The 25,021-nt window shown below is 58.0% G+C and carries 19 protein-coding genes; 12 read left to right on the top strand and 7 right to left on the bottom strand.

Translation table 11 applies throughout. The features are described from left to right. Positions 1-37 precede the first annotated feature (37 nt). Positions 38-1,009, top strand: coding sequence for a LysR family transcriptional regulator (locus tag ACR0JW_RS17680; protein ID WP_170678484.1), 972 nt, complete (start codon positions 38-40; stop codon positions 1,007-1,009). Positions 1,010-1,078: 69 nt separating this feature from the next. Here ACR0JW_RS17680 and ACR0JW_RS17675 read toward each other — a convergent pair whose 3' ends face one another. Continuing rightward, entirely contained in the window at positions 1,079-1,720 is a 642-nt protein-coding gene (locus ACR0JW_RS17675) for a TetR family transcriptional regulator C-terminal domain-containing protein (RefSeq protein ID WP_170678482.1), read from the bottom strand. A 190-nt stretch (positions 1,721-1,910) separates the two neighbouring features. Between ACR0JW_RS17675 and ACR0JW_RS17670 the strand changes: the two genes are divergently transcribed. The 7 genes from ACR0JW_RS17670 to ACR0JW_RS17640 all read left to right on the top strand — a co-directional run bounded on the left by ACR0JW_RS17670 (position 1,911) and on the right by ACR0JW_RS17640 (position 10,718). Then, the gene (locus ACR0JW_RS17670; RefSeq protein ID WP_170678480.1) at positions 1,911-2,774 is read left to right on the top strand and encodes an ABC transporter permease; all 864 of its coding nucleotides are present in this window, start codon (positions 1,911-1,913) and stop codon (positions 2,772-2,774) included. Then, entirely contained in the window at positions 2,771-3,565 is a 795-nt protein-coding gene (locus tag ACR0JW_RS17665; RefSeq protein WP_170678478.1) for an ABC transporter permease, read from the top strand. The genes ACR0JW_RS17670 and ACR0JW_RS17665 overlap by 4 nt, the downstream gene beginning before the upstream one ends. 19 nt (positions 3,566-3,584) lie before the next feature. After that, a complete protein-coding gene (locus tag ACR0JW_RS17660; protein WP_170825316.1) occupies positions 3,585-4,685 on the top strand; it encodes an ABC transporter ATP-binding protein in 1,101 nt (366 codons plus the stop codon). 17 nt (positions 4,686-4,702) lie between these two features. Further along, positions 4,703-5,758: an extracellular solute-binding protein gene (locus ACR0JW_RS17655; RefSeq protein ID WP_170678474.1), complete on the top strand. Its 1,056-nt coding sequence runs from the start codon at positions 4,703-4,705 to the stop codon at positions 5,756-5,758. Between the two features lie 91 nt (positions 5,759-5,849). Further along, on the top strand, positions 5,850-7,916 hold the full coding sequence (locus tag ACR0JW_RS17650) for an oxidoreductase (RefSeq protein WP_480714260.1): 2,067 nt from the start codon (positions 5,850-5,852) through the stop codon (positions 7,914-7,916). 32 nt (positions 7,917-7,948) lie between these two features. Next, the gene (locus tag ACR0JW_RS17645; RefSeq protein ID WP_480714259.1) at positions 7,949-9,199 is read left to right on the top strand and encodes an aromatic ring-hydroxylating oxygenase subunit alpha; all 1,251 of its coding nucleotides are present in this window, start codon (positions 7,949-7,951) and stop codon (positions 9,197-9,199) included. Beyond that, complete coding sequence (locus ACR0JW_RS17640) at positions 9,150-10,718, top strand: trimethylamine methyltransferase family protein (protein ID WP_170678471.1); 1,569 nt, start codon at positions 9,150-9,152, stop codon at positions 10,716-10,718. The genes ACR0JW_RS17645 and ACR0JW_RS17640 overlap by 50 nt, the downstream gene beginning before the upstream one ends. Before the next feature lie 213 nt (positions 10,719-10,931). On the opposite strand, the gene ACR0JW_RS17635 is transcribed toward ACR0JW_RS17640, so the two are convergent. Further along, positions 10,932-12,755, bottom strand: coding sequence for a BCCT family transporter (locus ACR0JW_RS17635; protein ID WP_170678469.1), 1,824 nt, complete (start codon positions 12,753-12,755; stop codon positions 10,932-10,934). A gap of 429 nt (positions 12,756-13,184) precedes the next feature. Here ACR0JW_RS17635 and ACR0JW_RS17630 point away from each other — a divergent pair, with 429 nt between their 5' ends. From ACR0JW_RS17630 to ACR0JW_RS17615, 4 genes are all read left to right on the top strand, one after another. Continuing rightward, a complete protein-coding gene (locus tag ACR0JW_RS17630; protein ID WP_480714258.1) occupies positions 13,185-14,120 on the top strand; it encodes an adenylate/guanylate cyclase domain-containing protein in 936 nt (311 codons plus the stop codon). A gap of 113 nt (positions 14,121-14,233) precedes the next feature. After that, positions 14,234-14,698 carry a hypothetical protein gene (locus tag ACR0JW_RS17625; protein WP_170619178.1) on the top strand — a complete coding sequence of 155 codons (465 nt, stop codon included), beginning with the start codon at positions 14,234-14,236 and terminating at the stop codon, positions 14,696-14,698. A 15-nt stretch (positions 14,699-14,713) separates the two neighbouring features. Then, positions 14,714-19,132 (top strand): nSTAND1 domain-containing NTPase, encoded by a 4,419-nt coding sequence (locus tag ACR0JW_RS17620; RefSeq protein WP_170678465.1) that lies wholly within the window; start codon positions 14,714-14,716, stop codon positions 19,130-19,132. Between the two features lie 77 nt (positions 19,133-19,209). Next, positions 19,210-20,856 (top strand): tetratricopeptide repeat protein, encoded by a 1,647-nt coding sequence (locus ACR0JW_RS17615; protein ID WP_170678463.1) that lies wholly within the window; start codon positions 19,210-19,212, stop codon positions 20,854-20,856. Positions 20,857-20,908: 52 nt separating this feature from the next. Here ACR0JW_RS17615 and ACR0JW_RS17610 read toward each other — a convergent pair whose 3' ends face one another. The 5 genes from ACR0JW_RS17610 to ACR0JW_RS17590 all read right to left on the bottom strand — a co-directional run bounded on the left by ACR0JW_RS17610 (position 20,909) and on the right by ACR0JW_RS17590 (position 24,969). After that, positions 20,909-21,292 (bottom strand): carboxymuconolactone decarboxylase family protein, encoded by a 384-nt coding sequence (locus ACR0JW_RS17610; RefSeq protein WP_170613638.1) that lies wholly within the window; start codon positions 21,290-21,292, stop codon positions 20,909-20,911. 28 nt (positions 21,293-21,320) lie between these two features. Beyond that, the gene (locus ACR0JW_RS17605; RefSeq protein ID WP_170678461.1) at positions 21,321-22,061 is read right to left on the bottom strand and encodes a sulfotransferase-like domain-containing protein; all 741 of its coding nucleotides are present in this window, start codon (positions 22,059-22,061) and stop codon (positions 21,321-21,323) included. Positions 22,062-22,113: 52 nt separating this feature from the next. Next, on the bottom strand, positions 22,114-22,932 hold the full coding sequence (locus tag ACR0JW_RS17600) for an aspartate racemase/maleate isomerase family protein (protein WP_480714257.1): 819 nt from the start codon (positions 22,930-22,932) through the stop codon (positions 22,114-22,116). 64 nt (positions 22,933-22,996) lie between these two features. Then, positions 22,997-24,085, bottom strand: coding sequence for an aromatic ring-hydroxylating oxygenase subunit alpha (locus ACR0JW_RS17595; RefSeq protein WP_480714256.1), 1,089 nt, complete (start codon positions 24,083-24,085; stop codon positions 22,997-22,999). Beyond that, entirely contained in the window at positions 24,082-24,969 is an 888-nt protein-coding gene (locus tag ACR0JW_RS17590; RefSeq protein ID WP_170613630.1) for a MurR/RpiR family transcriptional regulator, read from the bottom strand. Before ACR0JW_RS17590 ends, ACR0JW_RS17595 begins: the two co-directional genes overlap by 4 nt. Positions 24,970-25,021 lie beyond the last annotated feature (52 nt).

Raw genomic sequence — 25,021 nt, 5'->3', positions numbered from 1 at the left:
GCTAGTTTCGAACAAATCGAAACAATGGTCAGTTGCCGTGTCCAAATCCCTGAGCCTAAGGTGGCTGGAAGTTTTTCAGTTGATCGCCAAGTCCGGATCGATTCAGAAGGTCGCATCTGAAACGGACCTGTCGATCAGTACAGTATCCAACCATCTGCGCAGCCTTGAAAATGCGCTGGGCATCGAATTGGTCGACCATGGACGCCGTCCAATGGGGCTAACGCCGGCAGGAGAAGTGTTTGCCCGCTACGTCCGCGAAGGCCTGACCGTATTGAAACGTGGCGAAGCCGAGATCCGTACGGGCAACTGGCAGCATGCGACGGACCTGCGATTGGCTTTGATCGACGATTTTGACAACCAGATCGCGCCCGATCTCGTCCGGTTTTTGGCTCAGGCTCTTCCGCGCTGCAATTTCCGGCACTTCACACGCCCCAGTCACGAGATCCTCGCCAAACTACAAGAGCATAAATTGGACGTAGGCGTTGCCACTCGGCCGCCGGGACGCACTGAGGGGCTGATCGAATACCCTTTGATGCGTGATCCCTTCATCGTCGTTCTTCCCAACAAGTTTGAAGGTTCGCCCGAAGAGTTGTTTACACCAGAGGCGGAGTTGCCTTTGTTAAGGTACTCGCGTGACTACGTGATCGGCAAACAAATCGAAATTCAATTGGCCCGAAGCAAGTTCAGCCTGCCCAACCGGTTTGAACTTGAGTGCAATCAGTCCATCATCGGCCTGGTTGCACAGGGCAGCGGATGGGCCATCACAACGGCGGCGTGTTTCCACCGAACGCAGCGGTTTCACAACAGTGTCAAAGCCATGCCGTTTCCTGGCAGGAACTTTGTGCGGACAGTGTCGCTTTTTACGACCGAAGTGTACCCGGCGACTACATCACTGCTGATCCAGAAGGCCATGGGAAAACTGATCCGGCAGCATTTCACAAGACCGATGTGCGCCAGGCACAACTGGCTGAAAAACGAATTCCGCACCATGGAAATGGATAGTGCCTAGCCCATCAAGCTTGTCGCAAAGGGGGCTATTTCTATCAACTGCAGGCTGACACACAGTTGGCCGCAACAGTCATTTTGGCGACAATGCGCCGCCAAGGTCGAAGTGGTTTGGAAACATTGAGCTCAAGAAGCGGAAGATGATCTTTATTGCCTCGGTTCGGTCAAAAGAATCCGGGTGCAGCAGGTAGTCGGTCCACATCCCTTCCAGCATTGCAAGCGTGCCATGAGTTGCGTCACGTGCAACCTGATTGGGGTGTTCGATTTCAGCTTCCTTTGCAATCCGGGCGAACGCGTTGAAAACAAGGTTCCGTAGCTTCGCGTCGCGCGTGTCGGAAAAGGCCGCGATCGCCGCTCGGTTTCTGGCCTCACCGCGAAACGCGTACCAAATTGAAACGCTTTTCTTGTTGAGGATGGTTTCACCCAAATCACCCCGAACAATCATCTCGATATGTTCCTGGCCGGTTTGCCCGGTCGTTTCCAGCAAGGCATAAATGCCATTGTAGTATTGCTCGGACGAATAGCGGGCGGCTTCGTTAACCAGGTTGTCCTTGCCGCCGAAATGAAGGTGAATCATGCCGCGGGACAGCTCGGCGCGCTGGATGATTTCGCTTACGGATGTCTCTGAAATACCCTTCTCTGCGACCGAGGCGAGCACCGCTTCGATCAGGGACAGGCGATTTCGTTCGCGTATTTCTTGTCGTCTTCCGGTCATTTGCTCAGGCGGTTCTGTTTCTTTTCAGCCTATTGCGGTGCCTTCTTGCGGCCATTGTGAATTTGGCCAGCCCTAGTTGTGAAATTATCTGTTGACACAGCTGGCCTGAAAATTCCAGATTTAAATGGACGATTGTCCATTTTGCGATGTATGTCGTCGCACCACCGCAAGCAAAACTCAGCAGGGAAGCATGGCTGGAGTCATAAGAAGCGAAACGGGCAAGGGCCTGGCACTGAGCGCGCCTGCGACGCTCTATGTCGGCCTGCTTGTCGCTGTGCCTCTTTGCATTCTGGTGGCCTACAGTTTTTGGACCCAGACCTATGTCGAGATTGACCGCACCCTGACTTGGGTGAACTACCAAGAGGCGTTCACCGACCCCCTGGTGCGGCACCTGATGATCCGATCGGTTGCAATAGCGGGGGCGGTGACACTGGCGACGGTGTGTTTGGCTTATCCCATCGCCTATTTCATTGCATTTCGGACGCAGAAGAAGACCCTGTGGCTATTGCTAATTACCATCCCCTTTTGGAGCAGTTATCTGCTGCGGGTGTTCAGCTGGAAACTGATCCTTGGTTTTAACGGCGTGATGAACTCGGCCCTGATTTCGCTGGGGTTGATTCAGGAACCGCTGACATTCCTGCTCTACAACGAGTTTGCCGTTGTGCTCACGCTTGCGCATGCCTGGGCGCCGTTTGCGATCTTGCCGATTTATGTTTCGCTCCAAAAGATCGACCATAGCCTGTTGGAAGCTGCAACGGACCTTGGGTGCAGCAAACTTGAAAGGTTTGTTCGCGTAACGCTGCCCCTGACGGTGCCGGGGATCATCGCGGCCTGCCTGATCATTTTCATCCCGACTGTGGGCGACTATGTCACCCCGGCTCTGGTCGGTGGATCGCAGGGTAAAATGGTGGCGAACCTGATCCAGGTACAGTTTGGCGCCGCCAATAACTGGCCGTTGGGCGCAACCCTGTCTCTGCTGGCAATGCTTTCGGTCGGCTGCGTCGCGATCCTGTTCGTGGTGGTCGTCACCGCCTTGGGGCGGAGGATCCGATGACCAAGGTATTTCGTGTCCCATGGCTGTTTGTCTATGCCATCGCCTACCTGGTGTTTCTCTACCTGCCGGTTCTGCTTTTGCCGCTGTTTTCGTTCAATGACGGAACCATCGTCGCCTTCCCGCTAAAGGGCTTCACGTTGAAGTGGTACGCGCAGTTGGGTCAGCAGGACACGCTGTTGCAGGCGATGGTGAACTCGCTGATCGTGGGCAGCGTGACCGCCCTGCTGGCAACGTCGCTGGGCCTGTTCGCCGCGCGCGCTTATGTCCGGTATCGGTTCACGGGGCGGGAGTTGTCCGAGGGACTGGTCATGCTTCCTTTGGTCATCCCCGGCATCATCGTTGCCAGTTCGATGCTGGTTCTGTTCATCAGCATCGGGCTGAAACCATCGCTGACGACCGTAATTCTTGGGCATGTTTTCGTGGCTCTGCCCTTCGCAGTGTCGATCATGAAGTCCGCCTTTGACGATTTCGACCAGTCTTTGGAGGAGGCCGCCTTCGATCTGGGAGAAAGCGTTGTCGGGACGTTTCGGCGCGTCACTCTGCCGATTGTTGCTCCGGGCATCATCGCCAGCTTGCTGGTCACGTTCACTGTGTCCTTTGACGAATTCGTGCTGGCCTTCTTCCTGTCTGGCAACAGCCCGACACTGCCGGTCTACATCTGGAGCCAGATCCGGTTCCCCGCAAAGCTGCCCAACACGCTGGCCCTGGGATCGCTGCTTTTGCTCTCGTCGGTCCTGCTGCTGCTGATTGCCGAATACTTCCGCCGCCGCTCCACGCAATCTTCGGATTGAAGCCAAAGGAACAAACAAGATGAGCGAACAGAACATCATCGAGATTAAGGGCGTCGAAAAACGCTTTGGGTCCTTTGTGGCGGTGTCCGATCTGAACCTGACTTTGAAAGAAGGTGAGTTCTTTTCGCTGCTGGGGCCATCGGGTTGCGGAAAGACGACGGCTTTACGCATCATCGCGGGATTTCAGGATCATGAAGAAGGTGAAGTCCGGATCGATGGACGCACCATGGGCGAGGTGCCCGCAAACAAACGCCCGACAAATATGGTGTTCCAAAGCTATGCGATCTTTCCGCATCTGAATGTGGGCGACAATGTAGGGTTCGGTTTGCGCAAGACAAAGCTGTCGCGGAAGGAAATCAAGGAACGCGTTGCCGAAGCGCTTGAGATGGTCGAGCTTGGAGGCTTGCAGGACCGCAAGGCCAACGAGTTGTCGGGCGGGCAGCGGCAACGCGTAGCGCTTGCACGGGCGCTGGTCATGCGGCCAAAGGTGTTGTTGCTGGATGAACCACTGTCCGCGCTGGACAAAAACCTGCGCGAAGCGATGCAGTTGGAAATGCGCCGCCTGCAGCAGAAGCTTGGCATTACCTTCGTGATGGTGACGCATGATCAATACGAAGCCATGACCATGTCCGACCGCATCGGTGTGATGTTCGCCGGTCAGCTCAAACAGGTCGACAGACCCGAGGTGCTGTACTCGCAGCCATGCAACCGGGAAGTGGCCGCTTTCATCGGCGGAATGAACTTTCTGAACGCCAAGGTTTCGGCCGAGAACGCTGAAACACTTGAGGTCAATGTTCAGGGGTTCGGAAAATTGACGATTGGGGTAAACCCGAATGTTCAGGTGCATGACAAAGACCTGCTGGTCGGGATTCGGCCAGAACAACTGGAAATCGCAGCCGGGAAACCGGATGGATATGACGCCTGCGCCCAAGGCGAGGTGACGGACGTCGCCTTCTACGGTGAAAGCGTCCACTACTATGTCCGTGTCGATGGTCTGGCTGACAGCATCGCCGTTGCGGTTCCTAACTACTTTCACACTGTCGATCACAGCCGCGGCGACACCGTATGGCTTGGCGTTCAAAGCGCGTCGGTGATCGATCTGGGCAAACGTGACACATGATTCTTTGGGAGGAGAAAATGAGTAAAGCAGCACCAATCGCGGCAGCAGTGGTTGCCACCTTTACCGCCAGCCAAGCGCTGGCCAACGCGGCGGACCTGACCGTCTTCGACTGGTCCGGATACGAGGATCAGGGGTTCTACGGCGACTATGTCGAAAAGTACGGCGGCGCGCCCAGCTATACCTATTTCGGCAGCGTGGAAGAAGCGTTCACCAAGCTTCAGTCCGGGTTTGAAGCAGATCTGGCCCATCCCTGCACGGATGCGCTGAGGAAATGGGTCGCGGCGGATATGCTAAAGCCGATCGACACCAGTAAGCTTGAAAACTGGGACAAGCTGATGCCCAAGATCAAGGAAGTCGATGGCATCACGATCGACGGGCAGACCTATATGGTGCCGTTCGAATGGGGCAACACCGGCCTGATCTATCGCACCGACATGATTTCGGCGGACGATGTCTCGCTGCAACTGCTCGCGGATCCTGCCTATCAGGGCAAGGTTGCCATTCCGGATGCTGCCTCCAGCGCATTTGCCATGGCCGCATTGGCGACAGGGGCCTCCAGCTATACCGATATGAGCGACGAGGAATTCCAGAAGGCGGCGGATTACCTGCGCGCGATTCATCCCAATGTGCGCTTCTACTGGTCTGACGCGGGCCAGCTGGATCAGGCGATCGCCAGTGGCGAGGTGACACTGGGTTGGGGCTGGAACCAGTCGGAACTGAACCTGATCTGGAACGAAACTCCGGCCGTCATGATGCGGGATGTGGACAAGGGCATCGCCACCTGGGTATGCGGCTATGTGCATCTGAAATCCGCCAAGCAGTCGGATGAGCAGGTCTATGACATGCTGAACGCGCTCAGCTCTGCCGCCAGCGGCAAGTACATCATCGAAAGTTGGGGGTATGCTCATGCCAATGAAGACGCGTTCGCACAAGCAGACCCGGAGCTGATCGAAACCTACGGGTTCTCGGATGTGGACAGCTTTTTTGAGGGCAGCCTGTTCTTCGACGCGGTCAACCCCGAGCTGGAAGCCAAGATGCTGAAAGAGTTCGAGCGCATCAAAGCAGGCTTCTAAGCAGACCTTAACAGCACAACCGGGAATGGCGGGACAGACGGTCCCTCCATTCCCACGACAACATTTCCAATTTTCTGGAGGAAGCGCGGCAATGTCAGGCGCTGACGGATATTCTGTTCTTTTCGAACCGGTTCGGGTCGGGCCAGTGACGGCCCGAAACCGGTTCTATCAGGTGCCCCACTGCAACGGCATGGGGCATCTCAGACCTCAGGCCGAGGCTGCCATGCGGGCGATGAAGGCCGAGGGTGGTTGGGCTGTCGTGTCCAATCAAGAGACGGAAATCCATCCGACGTCCGACCTGTCGCCTTTCGCCGAAAACCGGCTCTGGGATGAGCGGGATATTCCCGCCCTGCGCCTGATGACCGAGGCGGTGCACGAGAAGGGCTCGCTGGCGGCCATCGAACTGGCGCACAACGGCCACCATGCGCAAAACCACCTGAGCCGCGCGCCCTTGCTGGCCCCCTCAGAACTCGCCCTGCAAACCGCGTATCCCAAGCAGGCCCTCGCGATGGACAAGTCTGACATCCGCGAGTTTCGCAAGTGGCACCGTGCGGCGGCGCGACGCTCGCGTGAGGCGGGTTTCGATATTGTTTACATCTATGCCGGTCATCACATGACCCTGCCGCATCACTTTCTGTTGCCGCAGTTCAACGACCGGACCGATGAATATGGCGGTTCGTTGGAAAACCGGGTGCGCCTGACCCGGGAGCTTTTGGAAGAAACCAAAGAAGAGGTCGGCGATGATTGTGCCATCGCCCTTCGGTTCGCGGTCGACGAAATGCTGGGACCCGAGGGGATGCAGGCGCAGGAAGAAGGCCGTGCCGTTGTTGAACTGCTGGCAGAGCTGCCGGATCTCTGGGACGTCAACGTCGCGAATTGGAGCAATGACTCTGCGACAACCCGTTTTGAACCCCGCGACGGTTTTCAAACCTCGTATATCGAATTCGTCAAACAGGTCACGTCCAAGCCGGTTGTTGGTGTCGGGCGCTTTACGTCTCCGGACCTGATGGTGTCGCTGGTCAAGAAAGGTATCCTTGATTTCATCGGCGCGGCACGACCGTCCATTGCCGATCCGTTTCTTCCCAACAAAATCAAGGAAGGTCGCATCGAAGAAATCCGCGAGTGCATTGGATGCAATATCTGCGTTTCAGCGGATTCCTTGGGAGTGCCTATCCGGTGTACTCAGAACCCGACTATGGGCGAAGAGTGGCGGCGTGGATGGCATCCTGAAATCATTGAGCACCGGGGAAAAGAGGAAGCCGCGCTTGTTGTTGGCAGCGGGCCAGCCGGGCTGGAATGCGCCATGCAACTGGCGCGGCGCGGCTACGACGTAACTCTGGCCGAAGCAAAGCAGGAGCTTGGCGGCCGCGTGTTGCAGGAGTCCGGTCTGACCGGCCTGTCTGCCTGGAAACGCGTGGCAGACCACAGGATTTACGACCTGCAACAGCGCGGGAACGTTCAACTGTTCACCGACAGCCGCTTGTCGGCAAGTGAAGTTGTTGAACTGGGCATTCCCAACGTCTTTCTGGCAACCGGTTCAACTTGGCGGCGGGATGGTCGCGGGAAGTCCGCATTTCGCGGCATAGCAATAGAGGCTGGCACCCGGGTTTTCACTCCGGACGACATCATGTCAGGGCAGGTGCCGGCGGACGGTCCTGTTTTGATTTTTGACGATGATCAGGCCTATCTTGGTGGCGTGCTGGCGGATCATCTGGCTCAGGCCGGGCATGAGGTTGTTTTTGTGACCCCGGCCTCGATGGTTTCGCCATTTACCGAATTGACGTTGGAACAGATCAAAGTTCAGCGCAGTCTGTTGGAAAAGGGCGTTCGATTGGTTCTGTCCAAGACCTTGGCCAGCATCGCGCCCGGTCAGGCAAAAGTACGATGCGCCTATACCGGCCGAGAACAATCCATCGAATGCAGTTCTGTGGTTTTGATCACGCAGCGAACGCGAGAAACCGGCCTTTATGATGAACTTCGTGGTTTGACCGACAGCCCGCTGACAAAGCTGGAACTGATCGGCGACGCGGCAAACCCCGGTTTGATCGCGGACGCTGTATTCTCGGGTCACATGGCTGCCAGGAATTTCGAACGCGACGCGGGCGACATCGACCGCGAGTATTTCCGCCGGGAAATCGTTTCACTTGAAGCTGAATGAGGTGCGCCATGCTAAAAGATGACTTGCAAGTAATGCGCGAACTGATGGAGGCGCAGCGGGAAGGGTTCGCCTTGCCGCGCCATTTCTATACCTCTCAGGCGGTTTATGACAACGACATCAGTACGTTCTGGAACCGCAACTGGATCTGGGTCGGGCATGTCAGCCAGATCGCTGAACCGGGTGACTATTTCCTGTTCGATTACGGCCCCGAGTCCGTGATCATCGTTCGGGATCGCGAGGGAGAGGTGCGCGCGCATCTGAATGTCTGCCGTCACCGGGGATCGCGGGTTTGCATTGAACAGAAAGGCAAGGCGCGCAGTTTCATTTGCCCCTATCACGCGTGGACCTTCGACCTGAACGGCAAACTGCGAAACGGGCGATCAATGGGCCCGGACTTTGATCCCGGCCAGTACGGGTTGTTCCCGGTTCAGGTGAAGATTTTCCAGGGCCTGATTTTTGTCTGTGTCGCTGAAGACGCCCCGCCTTTGGATGCTGCGCTGGAAAGGCTGGCCCCGCTTTCAAAGCCATTCGATCTAGAGAACCTGAAGGTCGCGCATGAAGCCTCATATCCGGTTCCGGCAAATTGGAAGCTGGCCTTGGAGAACTATCTGGAATGCTATCACTGCGCACCATCCCATCAGGATTATTCCCGCAGTCATTCCCTGAAAGACCCGGCGCAAGTTCTGGAATTCAGCGGAGCACTTCACGAGCGGATGGAAGAAGCCGGAATTCCCACTGAACAACTGGACCTCACCGGGGAAAATGCAGTTGCGCCCGGCGCAGATGTCTATTGGCGGCGCTACCCGCTGTTCCCCGGCTACATGACGGGCAGCAAGGATGGCGCACCTCTGGCGCCACCCTTGGGTGATCTGAAAACTCACGATGGGGGCGCCACCGATCTGGGAATCGGGATGCTCAACTACTTCCTCGTCTACGCAGATCACGTAGTTGGTTATCGGTTCGTCCCACGCGCCCTGCAGGAAACGGATATTCAGATCGTCTGGTACGTGCGCGGCGACGCGGAAGAAGGTCGCGACTATGACAAGGATGCGCTGACATGGCTTTGGCATGTCACGTCGCTCGATGACGAACGGATCATCCGGCACAATCAGGAAGGTGTGAATTCACACCATTTCGTCCCGGGGCCGCTGTCCGAGATGGAATGGAGCATTCCCGGCTTCTATCGCAACTACTTCAGCATGATCCGAGACGCGCAAAATTCGGAGAAGAACGATGACAGAAATTACGCAGCGCAGATCGAGACGGCGCGGGGGCGGGCGTGAAGCACGCGCGGCCGTGCGGACCAGCAACACCTCCTCGCAGGCAATCTGGCCCGGCATCCCCGGTGGCCGGTACAAGCCGCTGTCAGACGCCGATATGGCGCGCATCCACGAAGCCGCGCTCGGCATTCTGGAACGCACAGGCGTCGGCGATCCCACGCAGGAAGTCCTTGATCTTGTGATGCCCAAGGGGGCGACGGTAAACGAGCATGGCAGGCTGTGCTTTCCGCGCGCATTGATGGAAGACCTGTTGGCCAAGGCGGCCAGTGAATTCTATGTTCATGCACGCGGAACGCGGGCCGGCAAGGACGACATGCATTGCACCAAGGACAAGGTGTATTACGCAAACTCCGGCACCGCTGTGACAACGTTCGACGCCGAAACGCGCAGTTACCGGCCATCAACCCTCAAGGACATTTACGACTTCACCCGTCTGGTGGATCGGCTCGACAATATTCACATGACCGGCGACACGGTTCTGGCAACGGATGTTCCGCAGGATTACGAGCATGACATGAGCATGCTCTATGCCATCCTGGCGGGTAGCGAAAAACCGTCCTGCCTGACCTTCCGCACGCGCGAGCATATTCAGGACGCGATCCATCTGTTCGATCTGGCTTCGGGCGGGGAGGGCAAGTTCCTTGAAAAGCCCTCGGTTATCTTTGGTGGCTGCCCAATCGTTTCTCCCCTTCGCTTTGGGCGGGAAAATCTGGAAATCCTGATCGATACCGCGAAAATGGGTCTCGTCTGCGATCTTGCAGTTCCGCCGCAAGCTGGGGCGACATCACCCGCGCCGCTGGCGGGGACCTTGGCGCAGGCGGTGGCCGAGACCCTGTCATGCGTCGCCATTGCCAACCTGATCAACCCGGGCACACCGGTCGTCTTCGCGGCCTGGCCCTTCATTACTGATCTGCGCACCGGGTCGTTCACGGGCGGCAGCGGTGAGCAGGCGCTGATTTCGGCCGCAGCCATTCAGATGGGCAATTTTTACAACCTGCCGACCAGCGTCGGATGTGGCATGACGGATTCCAAGATCCTCGACGCGCAATATGGTCTGGAAAAGGCCCTGACCTTCGCGTTGGCGGCCCATGCAGGGGCCAACCGACTCTGCGAATTTGGCGGGATGGTCGGCAGCCTGATGGGGTGCAGCTTCGAGTCCATGGTCATCGACAATGAGGCCGCCGGAATGATCTCGCGAACGCTCCGTGGAATCGAGGTGAGTGACGACACGCTTTCCGTCGACGTCATCCATGAATGCGCGATTGACCCCGGCCACTTCCTCGGCAACGCGCAGACCTTGCAATACATGGAGACTGAATATGTCTATCCGACCCTGTTAGACCGGGAACTGACCGACACATGGGAAAAAGCCGGGCGTCAGGACATGTTTGAACGCAGCCGCTCGGTGGTGGATGACATTCTGTCCAATCACTACCCGAACTACTTTGGCAGCAAGGCCGATGCGGAAGTGCGTTCGAGGTTCCCGATCAAACTGCCGCCCGAGGCGATGCGGGCGGGGTGAACTCTGCGGTTAACAGCAAAGGCATCGCAACGTGCAGGATTGCGATGCCGCTCTGTGGTCGTGCCTAAGTCCAAAACACGCCCTTGTGCGTCAGTTCTTTGATTGCCAGACAGCCTCCAATATCAAGAAGGCCGACCGTCTGGTTCAACTCGCCTACTGACTTGCCAAATCCAACCACCCTTTTTCGGGTTCTGAAACCGCTAGGCAAGGCAATCATGAACCCGCCGGCCCCTCCGCTTGCGTCTCGTGGTTCAAGCGGCGCAGGTCGTTTATCATTGCTTTGGCCAGCGAGATGCACATGAGCAGCAACACTACGCTGAACGGTAGCGCGCCAATGATCATCGAATTGGTCAAAGCCTCTAACCCGCCGCCACCGGCAATCAGCAAGGTTCCAATGACAAGCGTCAGCAGCGCGCCCCAGATAACCCGATGAAGCAAACCGGTGTCTTCAGACCCACCGGACATGATCGTGTTCATCACGAGAATGCCGGAGTCGGCGGACGTGACGAGGAAGGTCATGGTCAACACCACACACATGACACTTATGATGATGAGGAAGTCGCCCGAGATCATTTCGCCCAAGGTGACAAACAGTGTCGCTGTTGTTGATGCGGCAAGGATTGCCCCGTTGGCGTCCCCATTCAGCTCCATATCGATAGCGGCCCCACCCAGAATGGCCATCCAGGCGAAGCACACAAGGGACGGAGCAATAACCGCGCCAAGTATGAATTCGCGCACTGTGCGCCCCTTCGAGATACGCGCCAGAAAAAGACCCACGAAAGGCGAGAACGCGATCCACCACGCCCAGTAGAAGGTTGTCCATCCGGCCTGCCATTCAAACAAGCGCCCCTGTGTGCCCGCGTCATAAGCCGCAGCCTTGGTCGCGTCGGAAAGATTGGCGGCATCGTTGCTCAATCCTTCCAGAAAGGCCGCTTTTGTACCCCAGGCATCTGTTGCTCCTGCAAACAGCTCTCCGACAAAGGGGGCCGCCTCGGCCGGCAGTACGGACGCGTACTCGATCTCCGATATTGGGCGATAGGCCTGAAAACTCAGCGAGATGAAGTTCTTGACGTAGTCGACCAGCGCCGTTGCATAAGTCGTTGCGGCAAACGCAAACGAGCCAAAAACAATGAACACTGCCAGCAATACCAGGGACAACAGCAGGTTGATGTTCGACAGGTATTTGACGCCGCGCCCCACACCAGAAACGGCCGAGAGTGTCGACATCATCATGACCAGCACCAGCGCCGTGATCAGTCCGGCGGTCGAGGGCTGCATTGCGGTCGGCGCACTTTCCACAAGCCAATTCGCGCCGGTAATCAGAAACGCGCCATCGACTAGCTGAGAAACGCCATAACCGATCGTCACAGCCACGCCGAGTATCGTGGCCACGACGCCGAGTATATCGATCACATGGCCTGCGATTCCGTTCGAGTATTCTCCGATCAACGGTGTCAGCGCCGTCCGAATTGTCAGCGGCATGCCCCGGGTATTGGCGTAGTAGGCAAGGCTCAGGCCGGTGACCACGTATATTGCCCAGGCGTGAAAACCGGTGTGCAAAAACGTATAGCGATAAGCGCCTTCAATTGCTTCGTCACTTTTTGGAGCAATTTGCCCGGAAACGGTCAGTGGATTTGTCTCCCACAGACCCAGCGGTTCAGCCGTTGCATAGACCATTAGACCCACGCCCAGACCCGCGCCAAACATCATCGAAAACCATGAAAAGTTTGAAAATTCCGGCATCTCGCCTTCTGCCCCCAGCCGCATTCGCCCCGTCGCCGGAATAAGTGCAACAAGAAAAAGGAAGAATACAAACAGACCGACCGAAATGTTGTAAAAGGCGTTGAATTCGGCCAGCAACCCTGACTTCCAAGATCGCAACGTGTCGTTTGCAGATAGCGGCCAAACCAACGCCCACAGGACCAGCAGCGAAACCGAGAATTTGCTGACCAGCGCAATAGGCAGGTTATATCCTTTGTAAAACCCAGTCCGCTGCGTTTCTATTTTGAGGTCTGTGAAGGGGTCCTCAAGCGCCATATTCTAACGGTCTCACATAGGTTGACTGTTTCACTTATGGCGCCGCAGCGCTAATCCCTTTGCAAGAACGCGCGACGCTTTCAACAACCAAAGAATAGACATGAACAACAACAGGTTTCCACCTTCACGTTTTCTGGTTGGTCAGATGCCTCACAGAAAGTCTCGGCAATTCTGTTGGTTGGGTATTGTTCCAAGCATCCTGGTGTTGATCATGGAAGGGTCCGGGTGCCGGGTAGCGCGGTTTTTTGTTGCTTCACCACTTGCTCGCTGCGTGCCGTTGTCAGCTTGGCGTCCAAGGGCAGGCACGGCCAACCTCCAATCTGAAGCAACCATTGGGGATCAACTTAAATGCCATGGAAAGGCGGAACTTGTTCCGCCCAATAGTCAAATTGATCGGGTGCGTAACAAACCCGCTCGGTTCAGGCTGCCATGTGCCATAATATCACGGACCAAAGTCACACAGATGCGATCAACACATTGGACACCAAGCTCGCCACCACGATTATTGCCGATATCTCGGACAGCACTCCGTTCTATGAGTCGATGGAGGATGATCAGGCGCGGAAGCTGATTCAATTCGAGATCGACAGGCTGCGCGATGTGACAAGAAAATTTGGCGGAATTGACGTGGGGCAGAAAGGGGATGACGTCCTTTGCTACTTCTTCGATCACGACGCTGCCGTTCACGCGGCGCTTGAGATGGTCAGCAAGCCCCCGGGAACGGTGCTGTCCGTTCATGCAGGGGTCCACAAGGGCCCCATCGTCATTGCCGAGAATGATATATTCGGCGAAACCGTAAACCTGACGGCGCGGCTGGCGGCGGCGGCCAACCCGGGCGAGGCCTGTCTGAGCGAAACCGTTGTGACCGGATTGCGATCGAACATCCGAAAGCAGTTGATCCCGATTGGAGCGCTGCGCCTGAAAGGCGTCAGCGATCCGGTCAGGGCTTATTCCCTGGTTGCAGCTACAGACGGTCTGAGTACGGTCATGCATTCGCCAACCCGATCCGGCGATGTTCCGCTGGGACAACAGGGCGAGAGTTTCACGCTTGTGCTGTATCACGACGACCAGTCCTGGAGGTGCAGGGAGGGCGAAGAGCTTAGCATCGGAAGGTCCAACCAGTGCGACGTGATATTGCCTCAGCCCTGGGTTTCGCGGCTGCATGCCGTATTCAGCGTCAAAAGCGGCAAGCTTACGCTGACCGACCGAAGTTCGTCCGGAACCTTTGTTCAGATCGAAAACGCAAGGGAAATCCAGCTGAAGCGAGAGACCGTCATGCTGGCTGACAGCGGGCTGATATCGCCGGCGCTACCTGTCCTGCACGCCGATGCGCGCCCGTTGGAGTTTGAAATCGTCCGCCGCTGAATATGATCTGTGTACCGTATTCCCGCTTCTGTGGCGAAAGTCTCAGAAGGAAACCTGCATTTATGTTAGGATCGGCGCGAAAGGTTGTTCTCAGCAAACTTCAGGAGGGAAAGATGTATTTGAATTCTTCTGGAAACCAAGTGCGCCGGGGCTGTCTTATCTTTGGGGCGATCACCTTGTTCGGCAGCATGACCGCCTATGCGCAGTCCACGATGCCCAACGCCTGCCCGGTGGACGGGTGCGAGGTTCAGATTGTTTCGGTCGAAAAAAACGGTGAAGAACTGGTGGTTACCTACGAGGCGAATTTCACGCCTGATGTGTCAAAGAACCACTTTCACGCCTGGTGGGGTGACAGCTATTCGGTCGAACAGGTTGGCCGCAATGCCCAGAGCGATTTCAAAGTTGAACAGGGCCGCTGGCACCGGCATGACGAATACCCGAGCTATGTCACCAAAGAGGCGGCTTCCACGGCAGCGCGCGACGGAGGCACGATGATGTGCGTGACTGCCGCCGATCGGGACCACAATATCCTGGATGCGACCAAGTTCCATTGCGTTGACGTGAAAGAGCATCTCTAAGACGCAGACCGCAACATGAGTTTTCCTGCGTTCATTGGCCGATATGCCGTCGAAAGGGAAATAGCCAGCGGAGGTTTTGCGGCAGTTGTTCTGGCGCGGGACGAGGAGCTGGAGGTTCCTGTAACCCTCAAGATCCTCCATTCGAATCTGGCCGCCAATGAAAGCGTCATAGCGCATTTTCTTGAGGAGGCGCGCTTGCTGCGGCGCATCCGGTCACCGCGTGTCGTGTCGGTTCATGACGTAGGGCGGCTGGAAGACGGTCGTCCTTATTTTGTTATGGATTATGCGGACCGTGGGACTCTGGCCGAGCGGCTTAAGCAATTGGACCCCGCCGTGCTGGCAAGGCGCGAGGGTCTGGGCACTCTGATCGATGCACTGGCGGATGGCTTATCGGCGGTTCACGAGGCGAATGTCGTTCATCGTGATGTCAAACCCGCGAATGTTTTGCTGCAAAGGGTCAAACGCAGCAGGGACAACGGCAACTCAGCCTCGTTTGAAGCACTGGTAGAGCCGGACGAACGCGTCTTTTTAGCCGATCTCGGCATCGCCAAGGATCTTGCGATCGATGTGACCGGCGCGACCATGATGGCCGGCACCCCGTTGTATCAGGCCCCGGAACAGGCTGAACATGGGCATCCTGTCACGCCGATGACGGATATCTATTCCGCCAGCGCGTTGATGTGGCATGTCTTGACCGGCAGGCCGCCGCCGCCGTTCCATCGTGTTTCTGAACACATTTCCGGGCTGCCGGACATGTGGCGCGACTGCATTGAACACGGCATGGCGATGGACCCCGAAGCCCGGTTTCAGGAAATGTTATCCTGGCGCAGTGCAATGAACGATGCGCTGGATCGCGACCGGCGCGAGGCCGCATCCGAAGCTGTGACCCAGATTTCGGAAAGCCGGGTGGAATGCCCCTATAAAGGGCTTGCTGCCTTTCAGCCCGAAGATTCAGGTTACTTCTTCGGGCGAGAGGATCTGGTCGAGGACCTCGTCAGTCGGCTTCAAAAAAGTCGCATTCTGGTGTTGGGCGGTTCGTCGGGCAGTGGCAAATCCTCGGTCCTGCGGGCTGGTCTGCTGCCGGCGGTTGCTGCAAATGCGATGCCGGGCAGTGAAAACTGGCGGGTTTGCATCTTTACGCCAGGTCGGGATCCGATGACTGATCTGTATTTTCAGCTGATCGGGGACAATTCGCATCTGACGGCCCAGATTTCCCTGAACGATTTTGTCGCCTATCCCAGCGCCGCGCGCCGTCTGGCAACCGCCAACAAGGGCGAGCTACTGATTTGTATCGACCAGTTTGAAGAACTGTTCACGCTGGTCACGCAAGAGCGCAGAGGCAAGTTCATCGAAGCCCTGTCGGCGATGACCGATCCAGCCGACAGCCGCGTGCGCATCGTGCTGACAATCCGGGCGGACTTCTATGCGTCCTGCGCTGAAATCCCCTGGCTTGCTGATCGTATTTCCGACAACCAGTTGCTGGTCGGCCCCATGACGCGCCCCGAGTTGCGCAGGGCGATCAGCGAACCTGCGCGCGCGGCCGGGTTGCATATGGACAGATCTCTGATCGACGCCATTGTTGATGAGGCCGGGCGAGAGGCCGGTTCGCTGCCACTGGTGGCGCATTCCCTCTATGAAACGTGGAGCAGGCGCAAAGGCGCGGTTATGTCACTGGACGGCTATCGGCAGTCTGGCGGGGTCACGGGCGCGATCAGCCAGACGGCCGAGACGCTTTATTCGAACAGTTTTGACAAGAAACAGCAGGCGGCAACGCAACGGCTGTTTCTGCGTTTGGTCACTCCGGGCGAAGGCACACCCGATACGCGCCGGTTGCTGCCGATAGACGATGTCGAGCGTGACATTGACCCGGAAACGACGCGGCGGGTTGTCGAGGCTTTGACGGATGCACGGCTTTTGACGGTGGATGAAAAGTCCGTGCAGATCGCGCATGAAGCGCTGCTTCGAACCTGGCCACGATTGGAGTCGTGGATCGAGGACAGCCGCGACGATCTGCGCATGCGCCAAAGGATTCAGCACGACGCGGCAGAGTGGCAGGCGGAAGACCGAGAACCGGATCTGCTGTATCGCGGAACCCGGTTGCTGGCTTCGCTGGAATGGTCCGAAAGCCATGAAAACGTGCTGGGCGGTCAGGAACGCGATTTTCTGGACGCGGCGCGGGAGGCGCGCGAACGGGCTCTGGCCGTCTCCAACCAGCGCAGGATGCGGCGGCGGCGTATCAACCAGATTGCGGTGGGCGCTCTTGCCTTGCTCGCCGCAGGCGCGACGGCAGCTTCTTTTCTGGCGCTTCGCGCCTCGCAGCTTGCAGAAAGCAATCGTGAGATGGCCGTTGCAGCCACCGCCGAAGCCAACGAGCGGTTTGCCCGCGCGTTGGGTGCGGCCGCGAACGGCTTGTCGCAAACCGATCCGCTGCTTGCCCTTTCCCTAAGCGCCGAGGCCATCGCCCGCGCCAAATCCGCCGGTTCCACGTCCGAGGCGCGGACCGCAATGCTAATGGCGCGGCAGCAACTTGAAAGACCCGGCCTGATCCCGTTGGGCAGCCCGCTGACAGTTGGCGATGCTCAGACCATGGCCTTTGACCCTTCGGGCCTGAGAGTTGCCGTGGGGCTGCGCGACGGGCGTATCGTTCTCCACAGTTCCAGCGCAGACGAGGGTGTTCTGGCGGAACTTGTGGGGCATTCGGGTGGAATCAGAGACCTCGCCTTTTCACCCGACGGAACGTTGCTTGTTTCTGCGGCGACCGATGGGGATGTCCGCCTGTGGAATGTCACCCCATCCCGGACCGGCCCGGTCACGACACTGTTTTCCGGCGATGACGTGGCATTTGGCGTGGCTTTCGATGCAAGCGGCCAACGGGTCGCCTCGGCCACCGGCGACGGCACTGTCCGGCTGTGGGATGTCTTGACGGGGATGCAGATCGGCGCACCGCTGGCAAAAATGCCGCTGGGGTTCAAAAGGGTGGCGTTTTCGCCTGTGTCCGACGGGTTGGTCGCAGGAAATGTGGATGGTGCCATTTTCGGCTGGGTTGACCAGAAAGGCGCCCCGGCGTTTCTGCCCATCCCGGGCGGCCCGCTTGGACCTGATCCGGATCATCTGTCCTTTGACAGCACCGGAAGTTTCTTCGCCGTATCACACACCAACGGCAAGGTTTCGACAATCGGGTTTCCGCAAGGCGCGCCGATCATCGAACGGTTCCCGGATGCAGGACCCATTGTTGCAGCAACTTTCTCGGGTACTGAAAACGTTTTGATAGGTGCCGGTGCCGATGGAACACTGCGCATGGAAAGTGCAGCCCTGTCGCCCTTGGGTGACGTGGTGCAGGCGCACAGTCAGAGCATCGTGGATATCGGAGTGGCGCGCGAAACGCCGGTGTTGGCGACATTGGGCCGGGATCAGCAGGTTCGTCTGTGGCGGGTCAACCCGGAACCTGGCGATGGTGATGTGCTGGTCTTGCCGGACGGGACGAAAGCGCTGGGGGTGGCGTACAGCCCGAATGGCATGTCGATTGCCGTGGGCGACGACAACGGCAATGTCTGGATCTGGCATGTCGGGTCGGCGATGAAACCCATGTTGCTAAGAGGGCACGGCAATCAAGTCTGGGCCGCGGCGTTTTCAGCTGATGGAAAGATGCTTGTGACAGGTGACAGAGACGGCGACATTCGTGTCTGGGACACTGCGACCATGCAGTCAAAGCAGCGTTTTAACCTGGGCAAAACGCCGGTCTGGTCGGTAGCAGCTGCGGGACCTTCTGCGTTCTTCGCGGCAACTGGGTCCGGATTGTTCCGGTTGGATGTGTCTGAAACCATCACCGTCAACCCGGTTGAACCGGGCGAAATCGCCCTGAACCGCGTCGCGGTTTCGCCCGACGAAACCCGCGTTGCTGCCGCGTCACCGGACGGAAAACTCTACATCTGGACGATTGCCGACAATCAGTTGGAACGGGTTGTTGAAGCGGACGATAATACCGTGTGGAGCGTTGCTTTCAGTGCCGACAGCGCGCGGATCGCATCCGCCTCGAGCGACGAGGTGGTCAAGATCTGGGACGTGCAAACCGGCGCTGAACTGGCATCATTTGGTGGCCACAAGGGCGGCGCGACCGATCTTGCCTTTCTGGCGGATGGCGCAACATTGGTCGCCATCGACAGATCCGGTGAGCTTCATTGGTGGGATACGGTTGCCAATTTGCGGCTCATGCCTGTGCAAAGGGTGCATAAGGAACCAAGCTGGCGTATTGCTCTGGCGCCCGGCGGCCAGACATTTGCGACATCGGGTGAAGAGGGAACCGTCCGCATCTGGGACAGGCTGAGCCTGGAGATTGCCTGTGCGCTGGGCGGCCCGACTTTCGACAAAAGGCGCAGGGGACAGTATCTGGGCAGCGCGGAACCATCGACAAGTTGCGATGGACCGGAGCGTTAGCGCGCGCCTCGCGGCTCACTTTCTTCAAAACGCCCGATGTAGTAGTCTGCGCCAATGGGAAGAAGGAGGCCGCTGCAATGGACTACTACGACCTTGGAAATTACTCCCGGCCGGTTTCGACCACGTCAAACGAGGCTCAACTTTGGTTCGACCGGGGCCTGGCCTGGACGTATGCCTACAATCACGAAGAAGCAATCGCGTGTTTTCGTAAAGCCGTGGGCGCTGATCCCGGTTGCGCCATGGCCCATTGGGGCATCGCCTATTGCATCGGCCCCAACTACAACAAACCCTGGGAGGCTTTCGAGGAAGAGGAAAAGCCTGACTGCATCGATGTGGCCGGTGCCTCGGTCAAGACCGCCATGGGGTTGCTGGATGATGTTACCCCGGCCGAACGAGCCCTGATCGAAGCGTTGTCGGTGCGCTATCCCGAGACGGCAGAGATTGCGGACTTTGCGCCTTGGAATGACGCCTTTGCCAATGCCATGCGCGAGGTCCATGCAAAACACCCAAACGATCCGGATATCTGCGCGATTTTTGCCGAGGCGATCATGAACCGCACACCCTGGCAGCTTTGGGATTTGCCGACAGGACAACCGGCCGAGGGTGCAGACACCGAAGAGGCCATCGCCGTTCTCGACAAGGCTTTCGAAACGCTTCCGGGAGCCTGGGCACATGCCGGGCTGTTGCACATGTATATTCACCTTATGGAGATGTCCCCGCACCCCGAGCGGGCATTGCGCCATGGCGATGCGCTGAGCACTTTGGTGCCTGATGCGGGCCATCTGTTGCATATGCCGACCCACGTGGACGTGCTTTGCGGGGATTACATGAATGTGGTGCTGCGCAACGAAGCGGCAATTGTGGCGGACCGGAAGTTTCTGAAATGCGAGGGGGCGGACAATTTCTATACGGTCTACCGGTGTCACAACTACCATTTCAAAATCTACGGCGCGATGTTTCTGGGTCAGCCCACCGCCGCGCTGGAAGCGGCCGATGAACTGATTGCCACCCTGCCGTCAGAAACACTGCGCCCGATGGCAGACTGGTTCGAGGGTTTCATCCCGATGAAACAGCACGTGTTGATCCGGTTCGGGCGGTGGCAGGATATTCTGAATCAGTCCTTGCCTGACGATGAAGAGCTGTACAGCGTCACGCGCGCTATGATGCGCTACGCGCGAACGGTGGCGTTGGCCAATACTCAGCGTCTGGACGAGGCGGAAACGGAACGAGACCTGTTCTATCAGGCGCTGGATCGGGTGCCGGACAGCCGGATGCTGTTCAACAACACCTGCCGCGATATCCTGATGGTGGCCGAACAGATGATGCTGGGCGAGTTGGCCTATCATCAGGGGCAGTTTGAAAAGGCCTTTGAACACCTGCGCAAATCGGTCGAAATCGACGATAACCTGCCATATGACGAGCCGTGGGGCTGGATGCAGCCGACCCGCCATGCGCTGGGCGCGCTGTTACTTGAACAGGGGCAGGTCGAGGAAGCCGAGGCCGTCTATCGTGCCGATCTGGGGCTTGATGCAACGCTCAGCCGGGCCTGTCAGCATCCGGGCAATGTCTGGAGCCTGCATGGTTTGCATGAATGTCTGACGCGGCGTGGTGAAACGGTGGAGGCAGCGCATATCAAGCTGCAACTCGACAAGGCGGTTGCGCGTGCAGACGTTCCGATCCGCGCGTCCTGCTACTGTCGTCAGAAAAACCTGGCCGCAGCGTAAAAGCCCCAGTGTCGAAGGCGCGGGGCAAACCGGCCCCACACCGTTGACGGCCTTAGCCTTGTTCAATGACCTTGCGCGCCACCCGGAAACACTCCAGCGCCTGCGGTACGCCGCAATAGATGCCGATCACGTGAATGATTGCCCGAATCTCTTCGGTGGTGACTCCGTTGTTGATGGCGCCCCGGCAGTGGATTTCCCATTCATGCATCTTGCCGAGCGCGCCGATCATTGACAGGTTCATCATCGAACGCGTCTTTGCGTCGATGACGTCATCACCCCATCCAAACCCCCAGCACCACGCGGTCATGGCTTCCTGAAAAGGGCGGGTGAAATCGTCGGCGGCTGCCAGATTTTTCTCGACATATTCAGCGCCCAGCGTTGCTTTTCGCTGTTCCAGTCCTATCAGAAAAAGGTCTTCGTCAAAGATGTTCGCCATTCGGAACCTCCGGTTGGTTTGGGTGAATTCAGGGCTTCAGGCGATGCCTGTACAGGTGATCATAATGCGGCTTCATCCGGCGATGAACCTGCCGGACCCTTTCGGATGCATCTTCGATCGAGATGTGCTTGCGTGGTTGTGGCGCAAGGCCGGTGGAGTTGGCCAGATTGGCGTGAAACGATCCGCCATCCCACCAGCTATGGGCAGACGGATCGCCGCCAGCCTCCCAGGTCAGAGCGTCTTCATTGAACGGTATGCCTATGGAATCACAAAACTTTTTCGTCATGCTGCGCGGATCTTCCAGCAAGTCGTCGCTGTCGATCACGGGCGGCGGGGTGCCGTTTAGCGCTGTCAGCAGATCAAAAAGGGCGCGTTGTTCGGGGAAGCCGACTTCGCCTTCGGCAAAGTCCGGCCATTGCCGGTACATAGAAGTGATCGTTTTAGCAGGATCGCGGATCAGGAAAGCGTGAGTGAAATGAGACAGCAGCTCAGCATCCCACATGTGGTTGATATAATGCGGAAAATCCTTGAGGAACACCGGCCCCTTGCGGGCGCGCGCCCGGACGTCTTCCCAGACGCTTTCAAGGGTCAGGCCCGGCGTGGTCTTTTCGCCCGGCCGAAAGCGATGCCAAAGCGGTTCTTCGCCCTGATACCACGCTTCACCAAAGGGTTCGTGCAGGCAATCGAGATCGCCGCGCTGGCGCATCATCCACTCGAAGGCCGTCGAGGTTGACCGGGGTACAGCCCAGAGCGCGAAGATTTGGTGCATTTGAACGACCTTTCGACTGCCATTCTTGTCTTCGTACAAGGCAAAATCCCGGCTACAGACGCCGCAGAAGCTGCCCGTGAGGTGTTTGGGGTGCGATGCCAAGCGATTTGAAGATGCGCCAGTACAGCGCGATGTCGTGGCTGATCACGGGCTTGCCGATTGCGGCCTCGAGATCATCGGCCAGATGCAAGGGACGTTGCGGAAGACCGCCCGGACCGGTTCTGAAATTGCACATGCCGTTGATCAGGATCGCGTCGGCCTTCGGGGCTTTTTCGGCAACATATTCGAAACTGCGGCGGGCCAGATCGCCGTCGAACACCCAGCGATGACTGTTGACCTCTTCCTGGCTGGAAAACCAACCCTGATCGTGAAAATTGCCGGCCCAGACCACGTCAAACCCGGCCTCGCGCAGGAAGCCGACGGTGCCCTGCCACCATTCGGGCCAGTGATAGGCCGCGTTAAGGGCGACCTTCTCGATGTTCATGTCCCGAAGCGCTTCGACCATGGCATAGCCTGCCATGTGAAATTCCGTGCCGTGTTTGTCGGACAAATCAGCACAGTGCTGCCGCACCCCGTCGACACCCAACCCGCAGGCATGGACCCAGTTCGACCCGACCTGACCGCAGACATCCACGCCATTGCGTGACATGCAATGCACGAAATCTTCGAGCATGCCGAAGTTCTTTTTCCGCTGATCCAGCCCGTGGACGTAATCCGGGTCATGCAGCATCCAGCCATGCACGCCGACGGTTTCGGGGCACATGCGCAGGAAGTCCGATGGCGCGGCATCGAAATCGAACGGCGGAGAGGTGAAGCCGACCTGATAAGGAAAAAGCTTGTGTTCAGGCCGCCATTCTCCGGGCATCAGCATAATCGGCCTGTCCTTTCGAAGACTGAGAAAATTCGACGCATTCCCTGGGACAAAGGCACCGGGTTCATTCGACGGCCTCGCGCATCCATTGTTGCAATTTGGCGATCGAATGTTCCGACATCACGCCGCAACCCGGGTCCAGCACCAGCGGGCCGGGACGATAGCCGCGCGACTTGAGCCCGCGGTGCACGGATTCGACAAGGCGGATGTCTTCCTCGACCGTGGTTTCCCGGTCCTGTACGGCCAGTTGCCGGATCACTGCGCTTTCCGAACCGCCTTCGGTATACCAGCCCCGCCAGACGGTGCAGTGATCGGCGTCGACCGCGCGCCAATGATAGGTGTTCAGCACGTTGCCCGGGTAGCACTGGAACGAAAACATCGGCCACAGGAACCACGACTGGTAATCGCCCCCATGCGGTACTGACAGGTCAATGGGGTAGGTCATCTTTTCCAGGCTCTGACATTCGGTCGTGTGACGCAGCACATAGCCGCCGCTTGCGTCGGGCTGGATGTCATAGGTCTCGGGCTTGACCACGCCTTCGGCAAAGGTCGGGTGATTGGTCGGGCAGTGGTAGCATTCCGAGTAATTCTCGATACTGACCTTCCAGTTGCAGTTTTCCGGAATTTCCACCCATTCCAGCGGTTCCAGACTGTCGATGTTCGGAACAAAGGCGCGGATTTCTTCGCGCACACCGGGATACCATTCATCCATAGGTGCGGCGTCATCGTCGAGATTGACGAAGATAAAGCCGTTGAAGACCTCGGTGCGGACAGAGGTCAGGCAGATGGCGCTGCGGTCAAAGCCGGGGACGGATTTGATGTTGGGACCGGCGCGCAGTTGGCCGGACAACTCGTAGGTCCAGGCGTGATAGGGGCAGACGACGACGCGCGTGTTGCCCGCACCGGTGACCATCTCGTGCGCACGATGCTGGCAGACGTTGTAGAAGGTGCGGATTTCGCCATCGCGGCCGCGGATGCAGAACAGGCTTTGCCCGGCGATCTCGAAGGCGAAGTAATCCCCGGTCTCGCGGACCTGCGCGATGTGGCCCGCGAACTGCCACGTTCGGGCCAGCAGACCCTGCAACTCCTGCCCGAATATGACGGGATCGGTATAGTATCGGGCGTCAAGGGAATGGGTCAGGGGGGCGTTCATTCGGGCTCCTCCGCGTAGAGGCCAAGTTGGTGTCTGCGTTGGTGAAACCGTTCCACCCGTTCAACGATCTCATCGCTGGACACCGCGATCACGAAGGACAGCAGCGTTTCCAGAAGCGCGATGGTTGAAACGGAGGACGGGAAGAACTGTGGTGTGTCGGCGGCGACGACAAAACCGTGATGTGCGTTCAGGATCACCGGGCTGGCCGGGCTGTCCGAGATGCCAACGACGGTCAGGCCTTGCTGGCGGGCCAGCTTGATCGCTTCGATCACCTCGGTCCGGTAGGGGCGGCAGGTGATCGCGATCAAAACGTCCTGTTCATCGGCCCAGGCCAGATCATCCACCGGGGTCGAGCCGGGTCGCGGGATGGCGTGGAACTGTTTCATCCCTGTCGAGGCCAGATAGGTGAAGTTGCGCGCGTTCGAGTTGTTGACGCCGACGCCCAGCGTGAAGATCTGGCGGCTGTTCCAGATGTCTTCTGCGGCAGCTTTCAGCTTTGTGGCGTCGATACCGGCAAAGGTTTCTTCGATGTTGCGAATCGCGGCGCCGACCATATCGGCGTAAAGCCCGCCCAGTTCGCCCGACTTGCCAATGTCCTGCAACCAGCGGGCACGGTCGGGAAACGACACGCTGCCCTTGCGAATCGCTTCGCGGAAGGGCGCGCGGAAATCCTCGTACCCATCGAAGCCGACCTGACGCGCCATGCGGACAAAGGTGTTGGGCTTCACTTTTGCCGCTTCGGCAATCTCGCGCACGGTCGAGACCCCAACATCGCTTGGGTTTTCCAGCACATAACGCGCGGCTTTCTGCGCCTCGGGGGTGAGGGCGTCCCACTCCTGACTCAGGCGGTTCAGAACGATTGATGATACATTTGTGTCATTCATGATTGACGATGGTACATCTGTGGAATTAGCCTGTCGAGCAGAAACGCGACTC

It is taken from the genome of Ruegeria sp. BG6, from assembly GCF_056538465.1.
Note: the sequence above shows the minus strand (reverse complement) of the source record. Positions and strands in the feature narration are given on the sequence as shown.

Bases quoted from the DNA above. Each gene is read 5' to 3' on its own strand.
- ACR0JW_RS17675 (WP_170678482.1), bottom strand. From the start codon at position 1,720: ATGACCGGAAGACGACAAGAAATACGCGAACGAAATCGCCTGTCCCTG.
- ACR0JW_RS17670 (WP_170678480.1), top strand. From the start codon at position 1,911: ATGGCTGGAGTCATAAGAAGCGAAACGGGCAAGGGCCTGGCACTGAGC.
- ACR0JW_RS17665 (WP_170678478.1), top strand. From the start codon at position 2,771: ATGACCAAGGTATTTCGTGTCCCATGGCTGTTTGTCTATGCCATCGCC.
- ACR0JW_RS17660 (WP_170825316.1), top strand. From the start codon at position 3,585: ATGAGCGAACAGAACATCATCGAGATTAAGGGCGTCGAAAAACGCTTT.
- ACR0JW_RS17655 (WP_170678474.1), top strand. From the start codon at position 4,703: ATGAGTAAAGCAGCACCAATCGCGGCAGCAGTGGTTGCCACCTTTACC.
- ACR0JW_RS17650 (WP_480714260.1), top strand. From the start codon at position 5,850: ATGTCAGGCGCTGACGGATATTCTGTTCTTTTCGAACCGGTTCGGGTC.
- ACR0JW_RS17645 (WP_480714259.1), top strand. From the start codon at position 7,949: ATGCGCGAACTGATGGAGGCGCAGCGGGAAGGGTTCGCCTTGCCGCGC.
- ACR0JW_RS17640 (WP_170678471.1), top strand. From the start codon at position 9,150: ATGACAGAAATTACGCAGCGCAGATCGAGACGGCGCGGGGGCGGGCGT.
- ACR0JW_RS17635 (WP_170678469.1), bottom strand. From the start codon at position 12,755: ATGGCGCTTGAGGACCCCTTCACAGACCTCAAAATAGAAACGCAGCGG.
- ACR0JW_RS17630 (WP_480714258.1), top strand. From the start codon at position 13,185: ATGTGCCATAATATCACGGACCAAAGTCACACAGATGCGATCAACACA.
- ACR0JW_RS17625 (WP_170619178.1), top strand. From the start codon at position 14,234: ATGTATTTGAATTCTTCTGGAAACCAAGTGCGCCGGGGCTGTCTTATC.
- ACR0JW_RS17620 (WP_170678465.1), top strand. From the start codon at position 14,714: ATGAGTTTTCCTGCGTTCATTGGCCGATATGCCGTCGAAAGGGAAATA.
- ACR0JW_RS17615 (WP_170678463.1), top strand. From the start codon at position 19,210: ATGGACTACTACGACCTTGGAAATTACTCCCGGCCGGTTTCGACCACG.
- ACR0JW_RS17610 (WP_170613638.1), bottom strand. From the start codon at position 21,292: ATGGCGAACATCTTTGACGAAGACCTTTTTCTGATAGGACTGGAACAG.
- ACR0JW_RS17605 (WP_170678461.1), bottom strand. From the start codon at position 22,061: ATGCACCAAATCTTCGCGCTCTGGGCTGTACCCCGGTCAACCTCGACG.
- ACR0JW_RS17600 (WP_480714257.1), bottom strand. From the start codon at position 22,932: ATGCTGATGCCCGGAGAATGGCGGCCTGAACACAAGCTTTTTCCTTAT.
- ACR0JW_RS17595 (WP_480714256.1), bottom strand. From the start codon at position 24,085: ATGAACGCCCCCCTGACCCATTCCCTTGACGCCCGATACTATACCGAT.
- ACR0JW_RS17590 (WP_170613630.1), bottom strand. From the start codon at position 24,969: ATGAATGACACAAATGTATCATCAATCGTTCTGAACCGCCTGAGTCAG.